Source organism: Arenimonas sp. MALMAid1274 (assembly GCF_049195245.1).
GTDB lineage: Bacteria > Pseudomonadota > Gammaproteobacteria > Xanthomonadales > Xanthomonadaceae > Arenimonas.
In genome coordinates, this window is record NZ_JBMIRR010000023.1 from 129,312 (window position 1) to 151,472 (window position 22,161).

Sequence of the window (22,161 nt, forward strand, 5' to 3'; positions counted from 1 at the left end):
TACATTCGCACTGCCGGAGGGTTTTCCAGGCACCCCAACAACCCATCAAGCAACAACGGGATCAAAAAAACATGGCTACCAAGAAAGTTGCAAAGAAGAAGGCTGCCCCGAAGGCCGCCGCCAAGCCGGCCGCTCCGAAGCCGATCAAGGAAGCGCTGAGCAAGTCGGGCCTGGTTGCGCACATCGCCGAGTCCACCGGCGTTGCCGCCAAGGACGTCCGCGCCGTGATGGGCGCGCTGGAAGGCGCCGTGCACGGTTCGGTCAGCAAGAAGGGCGCGGGTTCCTTCACCCTGCCGGGCCTGCTGAAGATCACCGTCGTCAACGTGCCGGCCAAGGCCAAGCGCAAGGGCATCAACCCGTTCACGAAGGAAGAGCAGTGGTTCGCCGCCAAGCCGGCCAGCGTCAAGGTCAAGGTGCGTCCGCTCAAGAAGCTCAAGGACGCCGCGGCCTGATTGCCGCCGTTTCCGCGGCGCCCTTCCGGGCTGCCGCAGCATGAAGACGGGGAGGCCTTGGCCTCCCCGTTTTTTTGCCTGTTTTCAGGCCTCCGGCGCGGCCGCGCAGGCCCGCAGCCGGTGCGCGAACCAGCGCTGCATCAGCGTCGTGTGCAGGTTGCTCAGCGACAGCTGCACCTCGAAGGGCGTGCGCGGATTGATGTCGAGCATGCGCACCAGGTGGTAGCGCACCGGCCGCGCATCGCGGTCGTGCACGTAGATGCGGAAGCCGTGGTAGTAGGGGTCGTCGAGCAGGTGCCTGATCTCGCGCACGATCGCCACGTCGTCGTCATTGAGCTGGCGCCACGCCCGGGCGTCGTCGTCCAGCAGCAGGCGCTGGAAGGGTTTGTTGATGTGGTCGCGGCTGACCTGGCGCGACAGCTCCCACACGCGTTCGTTGCGACGGTTGAAATAGTCGAAGCCGCCGCGCCGGCGCAGCGATTCCGCCGCCGCCGCGTCCACGTCGTACACCACGAAGTTCTGGGCCTGGTTGTTGATGTCGTCCAGCCGGTCGCGCGGGTGGCTGTGGGTGACGAAGCCGGGCTGGCCCATGAAGGCCTGTCGTCCCGCCGCCGAGGCCTTGCGCGCCAGGCCATCGGGCGCGAACCGACCGGCGTTGCGGCCCAGCAGGATGCTGCCCGACTGCTGCAGCTGCACGAAGGTGCCGATCACGATTTCTTCGGGCGCGAACTCGGCGTCGAAGCCGGCCATGCCGTAAAGCTCGGCCTGGGTGGCGTACTGCGCGATCTGCCGGCCCACGCCGCATTCGCTGCGCACGCTGCCGGTGTAGAAGGCCTGCACCGCGCGCGAGGGGGCGTCCACCGGCTCCAGGCGGCGGCCGAACGAGACACGGGGCTGCCAGCCGTCGCGCGCCGGGCCACCGGCACCGAAGCCGATCCAGCCCGACTGCAGGCCGGTGAACCGGTAACCGGGGTTGTCCACCAGCCGGTCCACCGCGCGCCGCGTCGCGTCGCCCAGGTCGAAGGCATACGCGCAGGTGGTGGCCGGGTGGTCCAGCAGGGCCTGCAGCTGGGCCCTGCGCTGGTCCGCATCGACGCCGGCGCTCAGCACCGCGCGCAGGTCGCCGGCGGCCTGCGCCTCGGCGCGCGTGGCGCGGTCGCAGGGGCGACCCGCCTCGACCTGCAGCTGCGGCACCGCGGCCTCCGAGAGCTGCCAGCCCAGCGAGCGCAGCAGCGATTCCAGGCAGGCCGGCGCGGCGGCCTGACCTGCGGCAGGCAGCATCGACAGCGCCAGAATCCAGGGCAAGAGGCGGGGAGGGCGGGCGGGACCGGTCATGGCCACAGTGCAACCGATAACGGGCGGCAGGTAAACCCCGGGCGCGCCACGGCGGACACGCGGCTCAGCGGGCGCTGGCCGACATCACCAGCAGCGTCTTGTCGCCGACCGGCTGCACGCCCTGCGAGGCGAAGCCCAGTTTTTCCAGCACCCGGATCGAGCCGGCGTTGTCGGGATTGACGATGGCCAGCACCGTGTCCAGGCCCCGCGTGCCGAAGGCGAAGTCCAGCACGTGCGCGCCCGCCTCGGTGGCGTAGCCCCGGCCTTCGAACGCGGGAAGGAAGGCATAGCCCAGGTCGGCATGCGGCAGGGTGTCGCGCCTGAGCAGGCCGCACAGGCCCACCGCCACGCCGTCCTCCCGTCGCGACACCTTCCACAGCCCGAACCCGTGCGCCGCGTAGCTGGCACGGGGCCCCTCGGCCAGGTAACGACGCGCATCCGCCTCCGTGCGCACGCCGCGGTCGCCGATGTTCTGCAGGAAGCCGTCGGTGTTGAGCAGGGCCACCACGAACGGCGCATCGCCGTCCTCGAGTTCTTCCAGGCGCAGCCGCGCGGTTTCGAGCAGCACCTTCGCCACCTTGCGCCCCGGTCAGACCAGCGGCAGCGGCACGCCGCTGCCCAGCGGGCCGGCATGGATGCTGACGCGGTCCCGGCCCTCGCGCTTGCTGCGGTACAGCGCGTCGTCGGCGCGCGCCAGCAGCGCGTCCAGGTCGTGGCCACAGTCGCGGGTGCCGGCCACGCCGAAGCTGGCCGTGATGCGGAACACGTGCCCGGTGGACGCGGTGTCGATCGCGGCGATCTGCTTGCGTGCCTCCTGCGCCAGCGCTGCGGCGCGGGCCAGCTCGCAGTCCACCAGCAGGAACGCGAATTCTTCGCCGCCCAGCCGCCCGGCCAGGTCCGGCTTGCCCTTGCGGCACAGCGTGCCGCAGACCAGCGCCACCTGCTTGAGGGCCCAGTCGCCCACCGCGTGGCCATACTGGTCGTTGATGGCCTTGAAGTTGTCCAGGTCCAGCATCACCAGGCCGATGTCCTGGCCCGACTTGCGTCCGGCCGCCAGCGCCTCGGCGGCGCGGTCGGTGAAATGGCGCCGGTTGCTGATGCCGGTGAGCGCATCGGTCTGGGCCAGGTGCCGCAGCGACACCTGCATGCGCTTGATCTTGTAGGCCCAGTAGGCGATGGAGGCCAGCAGCACCGCCAGCAGTGCGATCAGCAGCCGGGTGGCCTGGCGCGACTTCTGGTTGACCTGCTGCTCGAGCTGCAGCACGCGGTTCTGGTTGTTGAGCAGCTCGATGGTCTGGGTCTTCTGCTGGGTTTCGTTGCGCACCATCTGGTAGGCCAGCTCGCGCGCCTTGACGCTGTCCAGGTAGGCCTTGTCGGCGGCGGCATAGTTGATGTGGTGCTCAAGGGCGGCGGCGGTGTCGCCATCGGCCACCGCACTCTCGTACAGCACCCGGTAGGCGTCCACCAGCGGTGCGGAATAGGACATCCCGGCACTGCGTTCGACCGCCAGGCGCGCATGCCGCTTGGCCATCGCCGAATCGCCCGCTTGCAGGTAGAGCACGCCCAGCAGGGAATGGATCTCGCCGATCAGGCGCGGATAGCGGGTGGCCTCGACTTCGGGCAGGTGCTCGAGCAGCATCATGATGGCGCGCGGACGCTGGCCGTTCTCCGCCCAACGCCGGGCCAGGTGGCCCCGCACGAAGCTGGCCGCGACGACTTCACCGGCACGCTGGCACTCGTCCGTCATCGCTTCGATGGCGGCGTCCTCGTCCGGCAGGGGCCCCAGGTGGTACAGCGATTCCAGCCGCAGGCTGACGGCGAAGCAGCGGGTCCGCGGGCTGGGCTGGTCGGCAAGCAGCCGCTCGGCGAACGCCAGGCCCTGCTCGTACTGGCCGACCTGGTTGTACAGGATGGCGGCGGCGGACCAGCCATGGTGCCGGGTCTCGGCGTCGCTGATCTGGTCGGTCAGCGCCAGCGTCTGGTCGAGGTAACGCAGGCCTTCGCCGAATTCACGGGTGATCGCATAGCTGTTCACGATCAGCGAGCCGGCGCGGAACTTCACTTCGGCGTCCTGGCTCTCGTCGAAGAGGGCCTTGGCGGCCTTGATGGCGAGGTCGGTGCGGCCGGTGTAGGCCAGGTGGTAGGCCTTGAGGTAACGCAGCTGTTCGCGCTGGCGCGGGCTGGCGGCGGCGACGCTGGAATTGAGCTGGCCAAGCAGGGCCTGGAACTGCTGGGGGTCGGCGCTGCGTACCTGCTCGGCCTGCCGGAGCATGGCCTCGAAGGCCGGCGAGGGCGCCGCAGCGCCCGCCGACGCCGCCAGGCACAGCCATGCCGCAACCGCGAGGGTGGCGAACCAGGTGCGCATGGCGGGTCGACCGGGGCTTGGCTCAGTGGCGGCCGTGGTGGCGGATGGCTTCCTTCTTTTCGTCATCCTGCACCGGCTGCTCTCCGTCTTCCTGGCCATCCTTCTTCTGGTCGTCACCGTCGGCCGGGAAAAGCAGGCACATCATCTTCAGGCGTCCGCCCATCAGGCCGTTGAGCGCATCGGCATCGCGGTCCAGCAGCGCCTGGCGGGGCGCATCGTCCAGGCCCAGGGCGTCCACGGCGGCGACGTACTCCTCGCCCGACAGCCTCGACTGGGCGGCGTTGTTGCCAAGCGATTCCAGAAAAGCGATCACGTTCGACATCTTGTACTCCTGGGTTGGGGTGGATGGTGCAGGGCTCAGACGGTCGCCAGCCGGGCTTCCAGCGCGGCGATCCGTTCGATCATGCCACCGTTGCGCTGCAAGGGCACGGCGGGGGGAAGCACGAGCGTGGACTGCAGCCGCAGGGGCGTGTCAGGCAGGTCACGCAGGGCGATGACGTCGCGGCGAGGTGCATTGATCGGCAGCGTCGCCGCCTCGTAAACCGTGCAGGGGTGGTCGAGCGGGTAGTCCTCGGCCAGCAGCTCCACCAGCAGCTGCCGGTACGCGGGCTCGGTGGCGAAGCGGCGGAAACTCCGGTCCCCGGCGATGCCGACCTGCCAGAGCACCAGGAAGGCCGACGGGTCCAGCCGCCGCCGGTAGAACATCAGCTGGCTCGCCTCGAAGTGCTGGCAGCCCACCAGGCCCGGGTCGATGCCGAGGTCGGCGTAGAGGCAATCCTCGGCGGAAATGCCGGGCTCCATGTGCGCGGCATGCCCCTCGGCGCGCGCCTGTTCGATCGCCTTGTGCGGTGCCTGCGCAAACACGCCGGGATGGCCGTAGAAGGCGCCGCACACGGTCTTGCCGGCGCGTACCTCCGCCAGCATGGTCTCGACCATTTCCCGGTAGGTGTCGTGGCGGGACTTGCCTTCTGCGTACAGCGGCTGGAGGCTGCGCACGGCCGGGTTCATCTGCTGCAGCCACAGCTCCACCAGCGGGTCGGACACGGCGGCGAACACCACGTCCGCCTGTTCGATGTGGCTGCGCGAACGCGGGCTGATGTGCGCCCCCAGCATCATGCCGAGGCCGACGCAGGCCAAGCTTCCCGGTTTGTCCATGTCCCCAGAGGCCGTCGTGAAGAGGCGTTGCCACGATAGCCGATAACCGGCTGATTGCAATCAGCCCGGGCGCCAGGCGCCGCGGTGCCGGCGCCAGTGTTCGGGCGTCAGCCGCCAGCGCAGGTCGCCGGTCACCGGCTCGGCGGCATCCGGAAGGAAACCCAGCTTGTGCATCAGGCCCTCCGTCCGCCGGTTGGCGGTGGTGTGCCGGGTGCGGATCAGCGCCAGGCCCAGGTCCTGGAACGCATGGTCCGCCACCGCCGCGATGGCATGCGCCGCATAGCTGCGGCCCTGGCAGGCGCTGAGCATGACGATGCCCAGGTCGCAGCCACCGGCCGTGTCGCGCACGATGCCGATCAGGCCGACGCCGGCTTCTTCGCCCGGCTCCACAAGGATCCAGAAATGCCGGCGCGTTCCGGGCAGGGCTACCGCGCGCAGGGTGGATTGGAAATCCCGCCTCGCCGCGTCGGGGTCCTGCGCCGGCGCGATGTTCCGCATCACGTCCGGGTCGGTGTAAAGCGCCAGGTAAAGGGCCTGGTCGCACGCCGCCAGAGGTCGAAGCAGGAAGGCGGGCGTGTGCAAGGTCGGCGTCATGCCGCGGCCTGCGCGAAACGCACCACGCCGGCGCCGTAGGCGCGCCGGTCGAACACGGCATAGCGGCCCGCGAAGAGCGGCAGCCCGAGGATGGACTGCGCCGGCCAGTGCGGCAGCTGCGGCATCAGCAGGCATAGCGTCTGGCCGGCGTGCAGGGCGTTCCGGGGCCAGTAATGCGAGGCGGCGATGCGCAGCGTGGTCTCGCCGCCCTGCGGCGATTCCAGGTGCAGGTGCAAGTCCGGCCAGCGGCGCGTGTCGACCGCATGCACGGGCAGGCCCTGCCCACGCGCCAGCGCCTCCCGGGATTGCGCCACCAGGGCGGGCAGGGCAGGGTCGTGGCGCGCGAGGCCGTCGAGCAGGGCGTCGAACAGCGACTGCTCCAGCACCAGGAAGCTGCTGCCGGTGTCGAGCAGGGCGTTGCTGCCGTGCGCGGAGGTATCGCTCGGTGCCAGGGGCGGCGCCTCGATCCTGGCGCCGTCGCCCACGCGGATCGCCCGCAGGTTGGCGTTGTAGTAGAGGTCGTGCACGACCCGGACGTCCTGGAAAGCGCCCTGGTACAACGACTGCGCCTCCGGTCCGCCTCCCAGCACCAGCTTGCCGCGGTTGAGCGGATCGGCGGCCAGCGCATGTCCGCTGGCGCCGTCGGAAAGCACATGCACCACCGCGCGCGGCACCTGCAGCGCGAACAGGTTTCGCACCACGCCCTCTTCCTCCAGGGCGGTGAACGTCGGCGTCAGCGCGACGCGCGGCTGCTGGAGCAGCATCGTGCGGAAGGTCTCGGCACCGGAGGCATCGCCGGTGTCGAAGGGCCAGGGCCAGCTGAGCGCGGGCGACACGCCGCGGGCGCGCAGCAGCGCCTCGACATCATGGGCCGGATCCAGTTCGCGGTAAGCCAGGCCGAAGATGCCATCGGCCTCCCGGAACAGGCTGCCCGGCGTTTCCACCAGCGCGAACAAGGCGTCGTCGATGCGCCGGGCGTGGTGGCCTTCGCCCAGCGCCAGCGAGCTGCGCAGCACCGGACCCGCCAGCGCACCGCCGCCATAGCGGATGTCCTGCGCCCAGACGGTGGCTGCGAGATGGCGATCACGATCGGGCCGGTAGGCGCTGGCGTTGACCGCCAGCGTACTGCTGCCGCTGTCGAGCAGCAGGTTCACGCGTTGGGGATCGCTGCCCAGCTCAACCGGGACGGTGTAGCCACCCTTGGCCCAGGCCAGGGTCGTGTCGAGCTGTATCGGTCCGTGGGCCATGGACGTTCATTCCGGAGGCAGCCGCCACCCTAGCGGCTTGCCCCTTGGCCCGCCAGCAGCCGGTGATTGCACCGGCCGCGGTTTGGCCTCATTTTGTGCGGGAATCCGCCGCCCGATGCCGCCGTGACCACCGACGCCACCATCCTGAGCCGCCTGGAAGTGCTCAACGCCATCGGCGTCGCACTCTCGCACGAACGCGACCTGCCCACCCTGCTCGAACGCATCCTGGAAGCCGCGCGCGAATTCGCCAACGCCGACGGCGGCACGCTGTACCGGGTGCAGGGCGACACGCTGGTGTTCGAAGTGCTGCGCAACCATTCGCTCGGTTATTTCATGGGCGGCAAGCACGGCCAGCCGATCAACTTCCCGCCGCTGCCGATGTACCTGCCCGACGGCCAGCCCAACCACGGCATGGTGGTGGCGCATGCGGCGCTGACCGGCACGACCGTGAACATTCCCGACGCCTACGCCGCCGAGGGTTACGACTTCTCCGGCACCCGCGCCTTCGACGCCAAGACCGGCTACCGCTCGCAGTCCTTCCTCACCGTGCCGATGAAGGACCACGACGGCCGCGTGATCGGCGTGCTGCAGCTGATCAATTCGCACAATGCGCAGGGCGCGGTGGATGCCTTCAGCCAGGCCGAGCAGCAGCTGGTGGAATCGCTGGCCTCGCAGGCCGCCATCGCGCTCAACAACCGCCAGCTGATCGTGCAGCTCGAGACCCTGTTCGAGGCGCTGATCAAGCTGATCAATACGGCCATCGACGAGAAGTCGCCCTACACCGGCGGCCACTGCGAGCGGGTACCAGCGCTGACGAACCTGCTGGCCGAGGCCGCCTCGCGCACCACCATAGGCCCGCTGGCCGATTTCCGCATGAGCGAGGCCGACCGCTACGAGCTCAAGATCGCCGGCCTGCTGCACGACTGCGGCAAGATCACCACGCCGGTGCACGTGGTGGACAAGGCCACCAAGCTGCAGACGCTGTACGACCGCATCGGCCTGGTGGACACCCGCTTCGAGGTGCTGCTGCGCGACGCCGAGATCGCCCTGCTCAAGGGCGAGATCGATGCCGACGCCCACGCCGCGCGCGTGGCCGAACTGCAGGCCGACCGCGAGTTCGTGCGCCTGTGCAACACCGGCGGCGAATTCATGGCCGATGACAAGGTCGTCGCGATCCAGCGCATCGCCGCCCGGCGCTGGCGCGGCCCCGACGGCAGTGAGCAGGCCTTCCTCACCGACGAGGAAGTGGACAACCTGTGCATCCGCCGCGGCACCCTCACCGCCGCCGAGCGCGACATCATCAACCACCACATCGTGATGACCATCCGGCTGCTGGAAGCGCTGCCCTGGCCCGCGCACCTGACCCAGGTGCCCGAATACGCCGGCGGCCACCACGAGCGCATGGACGGCAAGGGCTATCCGCGCGGCCTCACGCGCGAGCAGATGAGCGTGCCCGCCCGGGTGATGGGCATTGCCGACATCTTCGAGGCGCTCACCGCCAGCGACCGGCCCTACAAGCCGGGCAAGACGCTGTCGGAATCCCTGACCATCCTGGGCCGCATGAAGCTGGACCATCACGTGGACCCGGACCTGTTCGAGGTGTTCCTGCGCGAGCAGGTTTACCTGGACTATGCGCGGCAGTTCCTGCCGCCTGCGCAGATCGACGCCATCGACTGGACGCGTATTCCCGGCGTGTCACCGGAGCTGGCGGCCGAACTGACGGCGCGTGACGCCGCCGGCACGAACTGACCCCCGCGGCGGTCATCGTCCGGCGCGCGAACGCTCCAGCCACCACAGCGCCGCGCTGAGCAACAGCCACGCCAGCGCCCAGGGCCAGCGGCGGCCTTCGACCGGCGGTGCGTCCGAGGCGGTGGCCGCGGCGGTGCTTGCGAGGGCCTCGGTGGCGCGCGTGCGTTCCGCCGCGCGCAGGGCCGGCACGGCCTCCCCGTCGCGCACCGGGAAGGCCCATGCATTGTCCGCGCTGCGCAGTACGTGCCAGCCCGGCTGCGTCGGCCAGACCGCGGCGCAGCCAGCCGCGTCGCGCACCATCGGCACTATCTGGCCATCGGGGGCGGTGAGTGTCGCGTCTGCGGGCAGCGTGCACAAACGCATGCGCTCGCCCTCGCGGCTGTCGACGGGTAGCTGGGGCGCGGTCGCGCCCTGCGCGCGCGCCAGGGTCTGGAACGCCTGGCCCCAGGTTTCGCCGTAGGCCGCGCTGCGTCCGGACAGCGCCAGCCGGAAACTGTCCGACAGCAGCCACACCGCGGTCCGGCCGCGGCCGCGCGCCCGCCACATCGCAAGCACCTCGCCGTCGGCGCTGCGCAGCAGCGGTGCGCCCTCCGGGGCCGACAGCCGCAGCGGGCGACGGGTGAGCAGGGGCGCGGTGTCGGTGGCACGGGCCTCGGCGCTGTCGGCGCCGCCGGATACCGGCGCGATGTCGGCGTTGGCCGTGCCGGCCAGCCGTACGCTGCGCGGCCCCTCGCTGGCCTCGAGCACGAAGCCGGCTTCGCGCAGGCGCGCGCGCTCCTCTGCCGTGAGCTCGCCGCTGATCCGCAGCAGCACGCCCAGTCCCGCCTGCGTCGCTTCGTCGAGCGCAGCCCGGCCACCGGAGCCCAGGCTGCGCCACGCGCGTTCGTCCAGCACTACCAGGTCGAACTCGCGCAGCGTCCCGGCATTCATCGCCAGCGGAGGATCGCCGATCTCCACGCCGCCACCGAGGCTGATCTGCGAATGCAGGCGCAAGCCCGCATCCAGCGCCCAGCGACGCAGGTATTTCAGCTCGGGGCTGGCGCCGCCCGACAGCAGGGCCACCCGAAGCGCCGCGCCGTCGTGCACCTGCATCGGCAGCGTGATGTCCTCGACCACCGCGCCCTGGGCATCGCGACGCTGCAGCCGATAGTCCACGCGACCGGCCGGGCCCGCGAATGCCGCCAGCGAAAAGCCGCCGCTGGCGTCCGATGTCGTGCGATCGATGCGGCGGCCGGCCGGATCCAGCAGGTCCAGCGTGGATCCGTTTTCGCCGTGCACGCGTCCCTGCACGACGAAGCGGCGGCCGCGCGGGACCTGCGTGCTCGCATCCAGCGCCACGATGCCCGTCGGCAGCGGAGCCGGTTCGAATTCGAGTGCGACGCCCGCCGCGGCGTCCCGATCGCGCGGCACCAGGCCACTTCCCAGGATGCGCACGCCGCGCGCGCCCGGATACCGGCGCAGGGCCGTGCCCAGGTCGGGCACGCGCTCGATGTTGGCCGGCTCGCCGGCTTCGGGCAGGGCGACCACGGTTTCGCCGGCGGCCGGCGTGGGCGCGACGGCGCCTTCGGTCAGCACCACCAGCATGCCCTGCTGGCCCGGTACCGCGGGCGGCAGCAGCGCGAAATAAAGCAGCAGTGCGGCGCCGGCCTGGCCCAGCAACAGCGCGGCCAGGCGCCACGCGCGCCAAGGGCCGCGCCGGGACTGCTGCCACAGCCGCAGGCTCGCCACCAGAACCACCCCGGCCAACACGCCGGCGATCACGAGGTTCATCGCGCGGCCTCCTGGTCCAGGGCGTCCAGATAGGCCTGGCCGCGCTCATCGGGGCGCACGCGCGTGGCCGCGGCGCCGGTGGGGCGGGGCAGCAGCGGCCAGAGGCGGGCACGCAGCGCCGCGCGGCACGCATGGCAGTCGCCGTCGTCGCGCACAGCCTGGACGGCAGCCACCAGGCCGAGGGCATCGTCCACGTCCTGTTCGTTCGCTTGCAGCCAGTCGGCGAATGCATGCAGCTCGGCCTCGCCGCCCTCGGTGGAGGCCAGCGCGCGCCACAGCGGCAGCGCTGGGCCGCCTTCGACACTGGCGGCGGCCAGGCCGCTGCGGCGATCGGCGATGCCGGTGCGATCGCCGGTCATGCGCCGAGCCTCATCGATCGGCGGCAGCTCCAGCCCCACGCGCGCCAGGTAGATGCGCGTGGCCTGCTGCACCTGCTTGATGAAGCCCAGCGCCCGGTAGGCGTGCGGCAGCGCGCGCGCGGGCTGGCCCTGGCGCAGTTCGCCTTCGCTCAGCCACATCGCGTCCAGCGCCTGCTTCAGCAGCGCGCGCGTTTCCGGATCCAGCAGGGTGGCGGCCTCGGCATCGTCGTGCGTGTGGCCGTAGTCCTCCAGCACATTGACGCTGCGGCCGAGCGTGGTCGCGGCGGGGCCTGGGGCAGGGCCGTGGTCATGGCCATCGCCGGCGTCGTGGCCTTGCCCGGCGTCCGCCTCGTCGTGCCCGTCCGCGTCGCGGGCCACCGGCGGCGGCTCGGGCTCGCCCTCGGTCTCTTCGCCCAGGAACTGGCCGTAGCGCATGCGCAGGATGCGCTGGTCCACGCCGATGGCGTCCGACCGCGAGACGAACGCGTCGGCGGCCAGCGCGCGGCGCTCGGACACTAGCTGCTCGGCATCGATGATGATCTGGCGCTGGCTGCGGAAGTACGCCGGCAGCGCCTTCTTCACCAGCCCTTCCATGCCGGTGGATTCGGTGCTGGGCGGCAGCGGCCAGCGCAGGATGAAGCTGGCGCTGCGCGCCGACTGCGGCGACGGCGCGCGGTTGTCGGTCACCACCAGGCGCACGATCAGGTCGTCGCCCTCGGCCAGGCCCAGCGAGGGCAGGTCCAGGGTTCGCGCGTAGCGCTTGAGCTTGCCGTCGCCGTTGCCGGTGAGTGCGAGGCTGCGCTCGCTGACGGTCACCTGTTCGCCGCTGCCCTGCGCCAGCGTGATCATCAGCCGGGCGTTGCCCAGGCCATGGTCGTCGCTTGCCTCGAACGACAGCGGCCAGCCGCGCTGGTCCGGAGCGCGCAGGGTCAGGCTGCGTTCGGGCGCCAGCACGCGGATCTGCGGCGGCTGGTCGGGCAGCGCGTCGAGCCGGTGCAGTTTGTCGTCGTGCAGCGGCAGGGCATCGCGCGGCACGATGCGGTACAGGGTCGAGCGGTCCAGCACGTGGCTGGCGGTCCAGTGATCGCCTTCGCGGGTGAGTGCAACGCGGCGGCCGTCGTGCAGCACCAGGTCCACCGCGGCGGGCTGCGGGCTGAACTGCAGGCGCCAGGACAGGCGCGCGCCTTCCGGGGCTTTGCCGCTCAGTTCGCTGGACGTGCGTTCGGGCAATGCCGTGTAGGCGGGCGGCTGCAGGCGCAGTTCGGCCGAGGACAACGTGGTGTGCGTGGCGGGCGCGATGGCCGCTTCCCGCGTCGCGTTGCGAGCGGCCTCCGGCGTCACGCTGATCGACGGCAAGAGCAGCGCGAGCGCGATCAAGGCCAAACCGAGCGTCCAGGCCAGCGCGAGTGCGCGCACCGGCCAGGCGGGCCGCAGGTCGGGCGGCGCGACGGCCAGGCGCTGCAGCAGACGCTCGCGCTGCAGCTGCTGCAGGGCGCCCAGGTCTGTCGTGGGCTTGAACAGCAAGTCAGCGCTGTCCTGCAGGTCGGCGCGTTCGTCCAGGCGTCGGGTGGCCCATCGGGCATGCATCGCACGCGCGGCGCGCCAGGCCATGGCCGCGGCCAGGCCGGCGAACGCCACCACGCCCGCGAGCGCCAGCGGCGATTGTTCACGCCAGGCCAGGGCGCCGGCCGCCAACAGCAGCGGCATCGCCACCAGCGCCACCCGCGCCACCGCGCGGCGGCGCGCGGCCGACAGCGCGCGCGTGAGCACGACCGGCGCGCTCATGGCGGCCCCTCGCGGCGGCCGGTGGCGAACCAGCGTTCCAGCGCGACCAGGGCCAGCAGCAGCCAGAGCAGCGGCGTGATGAAGGGACGCGGCGTTTCCGGGAATCCCGCGCCGCCCTCCAGCGGCGCATGGCTGGCAGCATCGGCGCGTGCGGGGGCGCCGCGTTCGGGCTGCAGCAGGTCGCGCAGCTGCCGGGGGAAACCGGGTTCGAGCAGGACAGGCATGGACGCGGGTGTCAGCGGCGCGACCAGCTGCAGCACCTGGCCATCACCGAACTTCGCGGCATGCGCCAGGGCTCCGGGCTCGCCCCCGCCCGCCGTCCGATCGCCAGGCAGGGGCCAGGTCGCCTCGACGGCGATCAGTGCGCGGCCGCCTTCGCGGATGAAGGCCTGTACCGACGCGGGCAGGTCGCCCGGTGCAAGCCAGACCAGCACGCGGGCTTGTTCCGGCAGCGGCGCATCCACGGGCGCGATGTCGAGCGTGGCCCGGTCACCCCAGGCGGCTTTGGCGGCGCGCAGGTAGCGAAGCGCAGCTTCCTGCGAGGCGGCGTAGCGGACGACCACCGACAGCGGCGCCTCGGAGCGCCGTTCGGGGGCCGCGGCCGCATCGCCAACGACGCGCCAGTCCACGCGACGCGACAGCCGCGGCCGTTCGCCGTCGGCCTGCTCGATCACCGCGGGCACCAGCACGGTGACCGGCGTGCCCGCCGGCAGCTCGGCATCGAGCTGGCGCAGCAGGCTCGTGACCGGCGCCGCGCTCGCGGGCGCGGGCTGGTCCAGGCTCGGGAAACCCGGCGCCAGCCAGCGTCGCTGTGCAGACTCCGGCATCGCCGGCGCGGCACTGACCGGCACGCCGGGCGCAAGCAGCAGCCACGGGGCGTCACCGGCGCCGCCCCACAGCACGGGCCGCGCGATAAGAAGTGCGAGCAGTACGACCATCAGCAGCCGCAGGGCCAGCAGCAGCCATTCCTCGACGCGCAGGCGCTGCCGGGGCCGAAGCCGCGCCGCCAGCCAACGCAGCGCGGCGAAATCGGTGGGCTGCTGTTCCTCGCGCCGCGCCAGGTGCACCAGCAGCGGCAGCAGCAGGCCGGCCAGCGCGAGCAGGCCGAGCGGAAACAGCAGGCCCAGGCTCACGCGCGCTCCCCGGCGGCAGGCGCGAACAGCCGCCGCAGCGGTGCGTCCAGCGCCTCGTCCAGCACGTGGCTGGCATGCCGCACGCCGCCCGCCGCCAACTGCGCGGCCAGCGCCGCGCGCGCCTGCGCGAATGCGGCGAGGAAATCGGTGCGTGCGGAGGCGGCGTCGGTCAGTAGCTCCTGACCGTCTTCGACGTCGCGGAAGCGGTGGCCGCCGCGGAAGGGGAAGTCGCGCTCCTCGGCGGTGAGGATCTGCAGGCTCAGCACCTCGCGGCGGGCGGCCGACAGTTTCAGCGCCAGCGCCACCGCCGCGTCGTCGAAGTGGTCGCTGAGCAGCAGCGCGAGGTGGCCGGCGCCGATGCGCTCCCACAGCGGACGCAGGCGATCCTCCGCGGGCCAGCGTCCGCCGGCCTGCAGGCCCTGCAGTTCGAGCAGGCAGCGGTCACGATGGCGCGGGCCACTGCCGGCCGGTACCAGGCGCAGGCCATCGCCGCCGATCACCGCCAGGCCGAACCGGTCGCCCTGCCGCAGCGCCAGTTCGAACACGCAGGCGGCCAGTGCGCGCGCCGCGTCCAGCCGCGACCAGCCCGGCCGCGCGGCATCGCCCTGGCCCATGGACGCGGTGGCGTCGATCATCACCCACGCGGTGAGCGGGCTGTCGCGCTCGGATTCGCGCACGAAGAAGCGATCCGAGCGCGCATAGAGTTTCCAGTCGATCTGGCGCAATTCGTCGCCGGGCTCGTAGGCGCGGTACTGCGCGAACTCCAGCCCGGCGCCGCGGCTGCGGCTGGCATGCAGCCCGAAACCATGCCCGCCCGCCGCCCGGCGACCGGCCAGGCGCAGGTCCTTGAGCCGGGCGCGCACCGGCGCAGGAATGAAATCGGGCCCGCCCACCGCGGATCAGGCGCCCAGCGGCACGCTGCGCAGCAGCGCGGCCACCACGTCGTCGGCGGTCTTCTGCTCGGCCTCGGCGGCGAAGGACAGCAGCAGGCGATGGCGCAGCACGGGCGCCGCCAGCGCGATGACGTCCTCGCGGGTCGCCGCGTAGCGTCCATGCAGCAGGGCGCGCGCCTTCGACGCCAGCACCAGCGATTGCCCGGCACGCGGGCCGGCGCCCCACTTCACGTACTGCAGGATCTCGGCCGGTGCGCCCGGCGACGGCCGGCTGGCGCGCACGATGCGCGTGATCCAGTCCAGCAGGTCGGCGCCCAGGTGCACTTCGCGCACGCGGGCCTGCAGCGCCAGCACCTCCTCGCCGCCCATCACCTGCGGCACCCTGGCCTGCGTGGTGCCGGTGGTCTGCTCGATGATCGCGCGCTCTTCGGCTTCGCTCGGGTAGTCCACCCGCACGTGCAGCAGGAAGCGGTCCAGCTGCGCCTCGGGCAGCGGGTAGGTGCCGGCCTGCTCGATCGGGTTCTGAGTGGCCAGCACGAAGAACGGCGCCGGCAGCACGTGCGTCACGCCCGCGTAGCTGACCGTCTTCTCCTGCATGGCCTCCAGCAGCGCGGCCTGGGTCTTGGGCGGCGTGCGGTTGAGCTCGTCGGCCAGCAGCAGGTTGGTGAACACCGGGCCGGGCTGGAACTTGAAGCTGCGATGGCCGGTGCCGTGGTCCTCCTCGAGGATCTCGGTGCCCAGGATGTCGCTGGGCATCAGGTCGGGCGTGAACTGCACGCGGCGGAACTGCAGCGCCAGCGCCTGGCCCAGCGTGCGCACCAGCAGCGTCTTGCCCAGGCCCGGCACGCCCTCGAGCAGGCAGTGCCCGCCGGCCAGCAGGCCGATGAGCAGCTGCTCCACCACGTCGTCCTGGCCGACGATGGACTGGGCGATGGCGGCGCGCAGGGGCGGGAGCAGGGAGAGCTGCGCTTCGAGCGATGGCGGGTTGGGTGTGTTGGTCATGGGTTTCCCGGTAAGGCTAGCTTGTAAGCGCGTACATCACGATATTCACCGCAAACTTGGTGTTGTCTTCCGCCAGCCAGCGCTTGTTCCGCCAGTCGTAGTCCCACTCGCAGCCGTAGTCCTTGTTGCTGTACAGCACGCCCAGCCGGCCGTCCACGGTGATGCCCTTGAGGTAGTCGTGCACCAGGTCGTCGCCCCAGCCATTGAGCTCGAAGCCGGTGGCGGGCGGGCCGTCGAAGCGGAAGAAGCTCGTGTACAGCGGGTGGCGGTTGGACAGCTTCTGCAGCGCGCGCGGGCCGAAGATCGAAGCCATCTCGTCCTCGAAGGACTTGGCGAACAGGCCGTCAATGTCGTGGTTGCAGTCATCCACGAACACGAAGCCGCCGCTGCGCACGTAGCGCTCGAAGTTGCGGCGCTCGTCGGGATTGAACTCCACCAGCTTGTGCCCGGCCAGGTAGCAGAAGGGCGCGGTGAGCATGCGCGGGTCCGACAGGGCCAGCACGTGCTCCTTCGGATCCACCCGCAGCGTGGTGTATTCGAGCAGCGAGGTGATCACGTTGGCCGGCATGCGCTGGTCCACGTCCCAGTCGCCGGAGTCGTACATCAGCCGGGTGAACCAGAAGTCGTAGTCGGCGCCGGCGGCACGCACGCCCGGCACGGCGCCGGCGGCGAGGGCGGTGGCGAGCGCGGAGAGGAAGTGGCGGCGGTTCATCGCGGGGCAGGGGGCATCATGTCAGTGCAGGCCCCCTCTCCCGGCCCTCTCCCGTCGCCGGGAGAGGGGGAACAGCGGGCGGTCAAACGGCGTCGGACAGCGAGCTGAAGGTGAAGTCGCGCAGCTTCATCGGCGGGATCATCATCACGAACGGCGACTCGTCGCCGCTCAGGCGCACCGGCTTGCCGAGCTCCTCGATGTTGTTGAGCATGATCACCGGCGACTCGTTGAAGCGGAAGTTCTTCACCGGGTGCTTGATCTCGCCGTTCTCAATGTAGAAGGTGCCGTCGCGGGTCAGGCCGGTCAGCAGCACCGTCTGCGGATCCACCATGCGGATGTACCAGGTGCGGGTGACCAGGATGCCCTTCTGCGTGCCCTTCACCAGTTCGGCGGTGGACTTGCTGCCGCCGGCCATCAGGATGTTGCCGGGCTGGCCCATCGCGCGCTTGCCCTTTTCCTTGGCCCAGTAGCGCGAGTACTGCAGGTACTGCACCTTGCCGTCGCGGATGATGTCGTGCTTCTCGCGCGGCAGGCCCTCGCCGTCCCAGGGCATCACCGGCGCGTCCGCATTCCAGGGGTCGGCGGTGATGTTCACGCGCGGGTCGTAGACCTGCTCGCCCATCTTGGTGCCGCCGCCCTTCTTGGACAGGAAGCTGCGGCCTTCATCGGCCTGGCGGGCGTCGAAGAAGAACATCATGAAGCTGATCAGGCCCGCCGCGGCGGCCGGCTCCAGGATCACGGTGTACTTGCCCGGCTCCAGCGCCTTGGCCTCGGCCGAGTCGCGCGCCTTCTGGATCGCGACCTGGATGGACTCGTCGGCCTTGAACTGGCTGATGTCGGCCACGTTGCGCGCCACCCAGCCCGACCCGCGGCCGTCCTCGGTGCGCACCGTGCAGGTGAAGTCGACATTGGTCGCCTTCTGGTAGCCGAAGTTGCCCTTGGAGTTGGCAAACGCAAAGAAGCTCTGGTCGTCCTGCAGGAAGCCCGCCGCGATCAGCTTGCTGTCCTTGCACGGGCCGATCGAGGCCGCGGCCACCTGGGCGCGCTGCTCGGGCGTGATGTCGGCGGTGGACTGGATGAAGGTGGGGCTGGGGCGGTAGGTCTGCTTGTCGATGATCGGCATGTACTCCGGGTTCTCCGGGGCCAGCCGCGCCAGGTCCTCGGCCCGGCGCACCACGCGCTCCAGCGCGGCGTCGTCGAACTCGTTGATGGTGGCGATGCCTTCCTTCTTGCCGAACGCGGTCTGTACGATCAGCTGGGCATCGGACACGATGCCGCTGGTGGAGACGTTGTTGAGTGCGAAACGGATGTTGCCCTCGATCGATCCGGTCAGGGTTGCGGTGCACTCGTCGGCGACCGAAAGCTTGATGACCTTGTCGAGGATGGCCTTGGCCTGTTCTTCGGTGAAGATGCTCATGTCTGGGGCTCCTGGCCGGTCAGCCGATGTTGCGGGCGGTGTTGATGACGTTCATGCCGTCGAAGCGGGTCGTGCTGGCGCCGTGCGACACCGCCGACACCTGCCCGGGCTGGCCCTTGCCGTCGAAGAAGCTGCCGCCGAGGCGGTAGTCGGACTCGTCGCAGATCGCGCTGCACGCGTTCCAGAATTCCGGCGTGCGGATCTGGTAGGCCACGTCCTCGAGCATGCGGGTGATCTTGCCGTTCTCGATCTCGTAGAACAGCTGGCCGCCGAACTGGGCGTTGTAGCGCTGCTGGTCGATCGAGAACGAACCGTCGCCGACGATGTAGATGCCCTTCTCGACGTCCTTGATCATGGCGTCCACGCTGAGCGGGGTCTTGCCCGGCGCCAGCGACACGTTGGCCATGCGCTGGAACTGCACGCTGGACCAGGAGTCGGCGTAGCAGCAGCCGTGCGATTCGGTCTCGCCCAGGATGTGCGCCTGGTCGCGGATGGCCTGGTAGTTGACCAGGATGCCGTCCTTGACCAGGTCCCACTTCTTGCACTTCACGCCTTCGTCGTCGTAGCCGACCGCGCCCAGGCTGCCTTCCTGCACCTTGTCGGCGAACAGGTTGACGATGCTGCTGCCGTACTGGAACTTGTCGCGGCGCTTGTCGAGCGTGGCGAAGCTGGTGCCGGCGTAGTTGGCCTCGTAGCCCAGCACGCGGTCGAGCTCGAGCGGGTGGCCGACGTTTTCGTGGATGGTCAGGTACAGGTTGGTCGGGTCGAGCACCAGGTCGTACTTGCCGGGCTTCACCGACGGCGCGGTCAGCTTCTCGCGCGCCTGCTTGGCCGCGGCCACGGCATCCTCGAGCATGTCGTAGGTGCTGCCGTAGTTGATGACGCCATTGGGCGACACGAACTTCTTGCCGCCGCCGTCGAGGTATTCATAGCCCATGCCCACCGGCGCCGACAGGCCGTCGCGGGTGCGGAACTTGCCGCTGGCCTTGTCCACCGCGGTGACGGTGAACGGCGCCCAGATGCGGTGCACGTCCTGGTCGATGTAGCTGCCGTCGGTGGAGGCGAAGTACTTCTGCTCGTTGACCATGAACAGCGTGGAGTTGACGAAGTCGGCGCCGGCCTGGGTGGCCGCCGCGTTGACGCTCAGCAGTAGGTCCACCTTGTCCTTGATCGGCACTTCCATCGCATTCTTCTTGATGGGCGCCTTCCAGCTGACCTCGCCGACGCCGGTGACCTTGGCCAGCTGCACCGGGCTGGTCTGCAGCTTCGAATTGGCCTTGGCGATGGCCGTGGCCTGGCGCGCCGCGGCGGCCACGCCGTCGGTGCTCAGGTCGCGGGTGGCCGCGAAGCCCCAGGCGCCGCCGGCGATCACGCGCACGCCCACGCCGGTGGATTCGGTGTTGACCACGTTCTGCACCTTGTCCTCGCGGGTGACGACGAACTGCTGCAGGTAGCGGCCGATGCGCACGTCGCAGTAGCTGGCGCCGGCGCCGGTGGCGGCCTGCAGTGCGGCGTCGGCGATGGCCTTCTTCATCGCGACGTCCAGGCCCGAGACCAGCTCGGCGGCGGCGATGGAGCGGCTGTAGGGGAGCATCAGGCCGGCAAGGCCAATGCCCGACATCGTCAGGAAGTTGCGTCTGTCCATCGTGTCACTCCAGCGGGATGGGCGAAGCCGGACCGGGCGCGCAGGTGCGCGCCGGCGGCGGTGATGTGGCCGCCCGACTCTGGCGACTGCGGTCCGGGGGCGTCAAGTGACGAAAGGCCTAGGCCTGCGCGCGACCGCGGCGGCCCGTGGCTCAGCGCTCTGCGGGGCGTGGCTTGCGGGCGTCCTGCAAGGTCGCGGGCTTGCGGGCGCGTGACGAGGCCGGCTGCGTGTAGCGGTCCGCCAGCGGCACCACGGCGTTGCTGCAGGCCTGCGAATCCCTTGCGCAGACCCGGTAGGGCGGCTGCGGCCCGGTGCCGGGCTTGCCGGTCCACCGTCCGGTGTTGGCCAGGGTGGCGAGCAGGCTGGTGCCGCGGTAGAGGTCCACCTGGCTGCCGCCGCCGCTCCACTGCAGGTACACCAGGGTCTGCCCGCCCGGCGCGCTGCGGCCGATGCGGCCGGTCAGCGCGGCCGGATCGGGATCGATCGCATTGCGCACGCAGTCGTAGGTTTCCACGATGCGCGGGCCGGTCTGCAGTACCACGAAGTCCTGCGCGCGCACCGGCTGCGCCGGCACCGCCTGGTCGAACACGCGCGAGCCGATGCCCAGTTCGGCCCAGGTGTGCTGGGTGTAGCGGTCGCTCTCGGCGGTCAGGGCGATGTTGCCGCCGTCCGACAGCACGATGCCGTAGCGCTGCATCGTGCGCAGGATCACCTGCGCCGCCGGCGGGTACAGGTTCACCGGGAAGTCCGCCCGCAGCCGCAGCCGCGAGCCGTAGGGCACCGCCGTCTCCGGGCCAGACGGACCGCCGGCATGGCTGCCCGGGCGTACGTACACCGGGCGCCGGTTGCCATTCACCAGGGTGGTGGCCATGCGCGAGTTGGGCAGGATGAAGCGGATCGCGTGGCCCAGGTCGCCATCGGCCACCTGCATGGCCGCGTGCACCTCGTCGGCATTGAACAGCAGCGGCGCGATCGGAAAGCCCGCCGCATCGGCACTGGTGCAGTGTTCGCCGCGGTTGCTGGCCGGGTACACACGTTCGAGCTGCCAGACCGCCAGGCATTGCGCCTGCAGCCCGCCGCTGCCGGTGGCGTTGGCGCGATAGGCCTCGTACAGGCGGTCGCCCTGCACCACCAGCAGGTGGCAGTCGCCGCCGGCGTTGTCGCAGCTCAGGCCGGTTTGTCCCTCGATGGCCGCGTTGGCGGGCACCGGCATCGGCGTGCCGATCGGCTCGCAGTCGGGCGCGTAGTACTCGCCGGCCGAGGGATAGCCGACGATCGTGCGCGTCGGCGCATCGGCCGGTGCGCGCACCACGTGGAAGCTGAAGTCGATCTGCATCCGGCCCAGGCCGAAGCCGCCCAGGCCGACCCAGGTGCTGATCATGGTGGGCGAGTCCGGATGTACCGGCGCCGAGCGGATGTCCTGGTGCCAGACGGCCGCGGGCGGAAAACGCGGCGGCGGTTCGGCCGCGACGGGCAGGGTCAGGCCGAGGACGAGGAGGCTGGCCAGCGGCCAGCGGGCAGGAGCGGTCATCGCGGCGCGCCGGGGGGAAGGGCCGGAGCTCAGGATACGCCGCACCCACCGGGTCGGAAACGTGACGCAGGGCACATTCCGGGGAACTTCAGGCCGGGGCGGCCAGTCTGGGTGACAAGCCCCCCGCACAGGACGCCAAGGATGAAGCAGCGATTCCACTACGGGCCTTGGCTCGTTGCCGGCCTGCTGGTCATGGGCGCGGCCCTGGTCTGGCACTACTACCCGCGGACCGTGCCACCGAAGGTCGCCGCAGCGCCACTGGCACCGGCCCCGTTGCCGCCGCCCGTCAGCGCCCCCGCGCCGGTGGATCAGGCGCCGAAGTATCCGATCGAACAAGTCCCCGTGCTGGCCGTGGACGCCGCGCCGCTGCCGGCCCTGAACGCCAGCGATGCCGAGGCCTTTGCCGCGCTGCAGTCGGCCCTGGGCGCCAGCGATGCCGGCCAGTTCGTGGTGCGCGAGTTCCTGGTGCCGCGGCTGGTGGCCACCATCGACAACCTGCCGCGCAAGTCGCTGACGCGCGCGATCTACGCAGGCCGGCCCGCCGCCGGCGAACTGGGTGTCACCGAGGCCGACGGCCGCCTGTGGCTGGACGAGGCCAACGCGGCGCGCTACGACCTGGCCGTGTCGGCGTTCGAGTCCCTCGATGCGCGCCAGCTGGTCACGTCCTACGTGCGCTTCTATCCGCTGCTGCAGCAGGCCTACCGCGACCTGGGCGAGTCCGACCGCCAGTTCAACGACCGCCTGGTGGAAGTGATCGACCACCTGCTGGCCGCGCCCGAGCGCCCGGCCGCGGTGGAGCTGCGGCGCATTCCCGGCCGTCCGCGGCTGGCCTTCGCCGACCCGGCGATGGAGTCGGCGTCGGTGGGCCACAAGGCGATGTGGCGGCTCTCGCCCGAACAGGCGCAGCGGGTGAAGGCACGCCTGCGCGAGCTGCGCACCCTGGTGGCGGGGCAGCGGCCCGCGGGCTGAACCCCGCATCGCGCTTGCGCTAGGCTGTGCGCCGACCCCACGTGCCGG

Annotated in this window: 19 protein-coding genes; 3 read left to right on the top strand and 16 right to left on the bottom strand. The window is 70.9% G+C overall.

Annotated elements, in window-relative coordinates; genetic code table 11:
* The first annotated feature begins 71 nt into the window (after positions 1-71).
* Entirely contained in the window at positions 72-452 is a 381-nt protein-coding gene (locus ACOQFR_RS03985; protein WP_421378798.1) for an HU family DNA-binding protein, read from the top strand.
* 84 nt (positions 453-536) lie between these two features.
* On the opposite strand, the gene ACOQFR_RS03990 is transcribed toward ACOQFR_RS03985, so the two are convergent.
* From ACOQFR_RS03990 to ACOQFR_RS04020, 7 genes are all read right to left on the bottom strand, one after another.
* Complete coding sequence (locus ACOQFR_RS03990) at positions 537-1,733, bottom strand: hypothetical protein (RefSeq protein ID WP_421378800.1); 1,197 nt, start codon at positions 1,731-1,733, stop codon at positions 537-539.
* 118 nt (positions 1,734-1,851) lie between these two features.
* Positions 1,852-2,364 carry a GNAT family N-acetyltransferase gene (locus ACOQFR_RS03995; protein ID WP_421378802.1) on the bottom strand — a complete coding sequence of 171 codons (513 nt, stop codon included), beginning with the start codon at positions 2,362-2,364 and terminating at the stop codon, positions 1,852-1,854.
* A gap of 12 nt (positions 2,365-2,376) precedes the next feature.
* Positions 2,377-4,152, bottom strand: coding sequence for a diguanylate cyclase (locus ACOQFR_RS04000; RefSeq protein WP_421378804.1), 1,776 nt, complete (start codon positions 4,150-4,152; stop codon positions 2,377-2,379).
* Positions 4,153-4,174: 22 nt separating this feature from the next.
* On the bottom strand, positions 4,175-4,474 hold the full coding sequence (locus ACOQFR_RS04005; RefSeq protein WP_421378806.1) for a hypothetical protein: 300 nt from the start codon (positions 4,472-4,474) through the stop codon (positions 4,175-4,177).
* 35 nt (positions 4,475-4,509) lie between these two features.
* Complete coding sequence (locus ACOQFR_RS04010) at positions 4,510-5,307, bottom strand: SAM-dependent methyltransferase (protein ID WP_421378808.1); 798 nt, start codon at positions 5,305-5,307, stop codon at positions 4,510-4,512.
* Positions 5,308-5,367: 60 nt separating this feature from the next.
* Positions 5,368-5,901: a GNAT family N-acetyltransferase gene (locus tag ACOQFR_RS04015; RefSeq protein WP_421378810.1), complete on the bottom strand. Its 534-nt coding sequence runs from the start codon at positions 5,899-5,901 to the stop codon at positions 5,368-5,370.
* Complete coding sequence (locus ACOQFR_RS04020) at positions 5,898-7,148, bottom strand: pepsin-like aspartic protease (RefSeq protein ID WP_421378812.1); 1,251 nt, start codon at positions 7,146-7,148, stop codon at positions 5,898-5,900. Before ACOQFR_RS04020 ends, ACOQFR_RS04015 begins: the two co-directional genes overlap by 4 nt.
* A 123-nt stretch (positions 7,149-7,271) precedes the next feature.
* Here ACOQFR_RS04020 and ACOQFR_RS04025 point away from each other — a divergent pair, with 123 nt between their 5' ends.
* Positions 7,272-8,897, top strand: coding sequence for a GAF and HD-GYP domain-containing protein (locus tag ACOQFR_RS04025; RefSeq protein WP_421378814.1), 1,626 nt, complete (start codon positions 7,272-7,274; stop codon positions 8,895-8,897).
* A 12-nt stretch (positions 8,898-8,909) separates the two neighbouring features.
* Here the strand turns inward: ACOQFR_RS04025 and ACOQFR_RS04030 are convergent, their stop codons facing one another.
* From ACOQFR_RS04030 to ACOQFR_RS04070, 9 genes are all read right to left on the bottom strand, one after another.
* On the bottom strand, positions 8,910-10,667 hold the full coding sequence (locus ACOQFR_RS04030; protein ID WP_421378816.1) for a carboxypeptidase regulatory-like domain-containing protein: 1,758 nt from the start codon (positions 10,665-10,667) through the stop codon (positions 8,910-8,912).
* Positions 10,664-12,811 (bottom strand): hypothetical protein, encoded by a 2,148-nt coding sequence (locus ACOQFR_RS04035; RefSeq protein ID WP_421378818.1) that lies wholly within the window; start codon positions 12,809-12,811, stop codon positions 10,664-10,666. Before ACOQFR_RS04035 ends, ACOQFR_RS04030 begins: the two co-directional genes overlap by 4 nt.
* Positions 12,808-13,944 (bottom strand): BatA domain-containing protein, encoded by a 1,137-nt coding sequence (locus ACOQFR_RS04040; protein WP_421378820.1) that lies wholly within the window; start codon positions 13,942-13,944, stop codon positions 12,808-12,810. The genes ACOQFR_RS04035 and ACOQFR_RS04040 overlap by 4 nt, the downstream gene beginning before the upstream one ends.
* Positions 13,941-14,837: a DUF58 domain-containing protein gene (locus ACOQFR_RS04045; protein WP_421378822.1), complete on the bottom strand. Its 897-nt coding sequence runs from the start codon at positions 14,835-14,837 to the stop codon at positions 13,941-13,943. The genes ACOQFR_RS04040 and ACOQFR_RS04045 overlap by 4 nt, the downstream gene beginning before the upstream one ends.
* 6 nt (positions 14,838-14,843) lie before the next feature.
* Positions 14,844-15,839, bottom strand: coding sequence for an AAA family ATPase (locus ACOQFR_RS04050; RefSeq protein ID WP_421378824.1), 996 nt, complete (start codon positions 15,837-15,839; stop codon positions 14,844-14,846).
* Positions 15,840-15,855: 16 nt separating this feature from the next.
* Positions 15,856-16,551: a DUF4159 domain-containing protein gene (locus ACOQFR_RS04055; protein ID WP_421378827.1), complete on the bottom strand. Its 696-nt coding sequence runs from the start codon at positions 16,549-16,551 to the stop codon at positions 15,856-15,858.
* 82 nt (positions 16,552-16,633) lie between these two features.
* Positions 16,634-17,968: a TldD/PmbA family protein gene (locus tag ACOQFR_RS04060; protein ID WP_421378829.1), complete on the bottom strand. Its 1,335-nt coding sequence runs from the start codon at positions 17,966-17,968 to the stop codon at positions 16,634-16,636.
* 19 nt (positions 17,969-17,987) lie between these two features.
* Positions 17,988-19,613 (bottom strand): TldD/PmbA family protein, encoded by a 1,626-nt coding sequence (locus ACOQFR_RS04065; RefSeq protein ID WP_421378831.1) that lies wholly within the window; start codon positions 19,611-19,613, stop codon positions 17,988-17,990.
* A 151-nt stretch (positions 19,614-19,764) separates the two neighbouring features.
* Positions 19,765-21,144, bottom strand: coding sequence for a hypothetical protein (locus ACOQFR_RS04070; RefSeq protein WP_421378833.1), 1,380 nt, complete (start codon positions 21,142-21,144; stop codon positions 19,765-19,767).
* A 141-nt stretch (positions 21,145-21,285) separates the two neighbouring features.
* Between ACOQFR_RS04070 and ACOQFR_RS04075 the strand changes: the two genes are divergently transcribed.
* The gene (locus tag ACOQFR_RS04075) at positions 21,286-22,113 is read left to right on the top strand and encodes a DUF3014 domain-containing protein (protein WP_421378835.1); all 828 of its coding nucleotides are present in this window, start codon (positions 21,286-21,288) and stop codon (positions 22,111-22,113) included.
* Positions 22,114-22,161: the final 48 nt, after the last annotated feature.

Bases quoted from the DNA above. Each gene is read 5' to 3' on its own strand.
- ACOQFR_RS03985 (WP_421378798.1), top strand. From the start codon at position 72: ATGGCTACCAAGAAAGTTGCAAAGAAGAAGGCTGCCCCGAAGGCCGCC.
- ACOQFR_RS04030 (WP_421378816.1), bottom strand. From the start codon at position 10,667: ATGAACCTCGTGATCGCCGGCGTGTTGGCCGGGGTGGTTCTGGTGGCG.
- ACOQFR_RS04010 (WP_421378808.1), bottom strand. From the start codon at position 5,307: ATGGACAAACCGGGAAGCTTGGCCTGCGTCGGCCTCGGCATGATGCTG.
- ACOQFR_RS04050 (WP_421378824.1), bottom strand. From the start codon at position 15,839: ATGACCAACACACCCAACCCGCCATCGCTCGAAGCGCAGCTCTCCCTG.
- ACOQFR_RS04000 (WP_421378804.1), bottom strand. From the start codon at position 4,152: ATGCGCACCTGGTTCGCCACCCTCGCGGTTGCGGCATGGCTGTGCCTG.
- ACOQFR_RS03990 (WP_421378800.1), bottom strand. From the start codon at position 1,733: ATGCTGCCTGCCGCAGGTCAGGCCGCCGCGCCGGCCTGCCTGGAATCG.
- ACOQFR_RS04070 (WP_421378833.1), bottom strand. From the start codon at position 21,144: ATGACCGCTCCTGCCCGCTGGCCGCTGGCCAGCCTCCTCGTCCTCGGC.
- ACOQFR_RS04075 (WP_421378835.1), top strand. From the start codon at position 21,286: ATGAAGCAGCGATTCCACTACGGGCCTTGGCTCGTTGCCGGCCTGCTG.
- ACOQFR_RS04065 (WP_421378831.1), bottom strand. From the start codon at position 19,613: ATGGACAGACGCAACTTCCTGACGATGTCGGGCATTGGCCTTGCCGGC.
- ACOQFR_RS04035 (WP_421378818.1), bottom strand. From the start codon at position 12,811: ATGAGCGCGCCGGTCGTGCTCACGCGCGCGCTGTCGGCCGCGCGCCGC.
- ACOQFR_RS04005 (WP_421378806.1), bottom strand. From the start codon at position 4,474: ATGTCGAACGTGATCGCTTTTCTGGAATCGCTTGGCAACAACGCCGCC.
- ACOQFR_RS04020 (WP_421378812.1), bottom strand. From the start codon at position 7,148: ATGGCCCACGGACCGATACAGCTCGACACGACCCTGGCCTGGGCCAAG.
- ACOQFR_RS04060 (WP_421378829.1), bottom strand. From the start codon at position 17,968: ATGAGCATCTTCACCGAAGAACAGGCCAAGGCCATCCTCGACAAGGTC.
- ACOQFR_RS04055 (WP_421378827.1), bottom strand. From the start codon at position 16,551: ATGAACCGCCGCCACTTCCTCTCCGCGCTCGCCACCGCCCTCGCCGCC.
- ACOQFR_RS04015 (WP_421378810.1), bottom strand. From the start codon at position 5,901: ATGACGCCGACCTTGCACACGCCCGCCTTCCTGCTTCGACCTCTGGCG.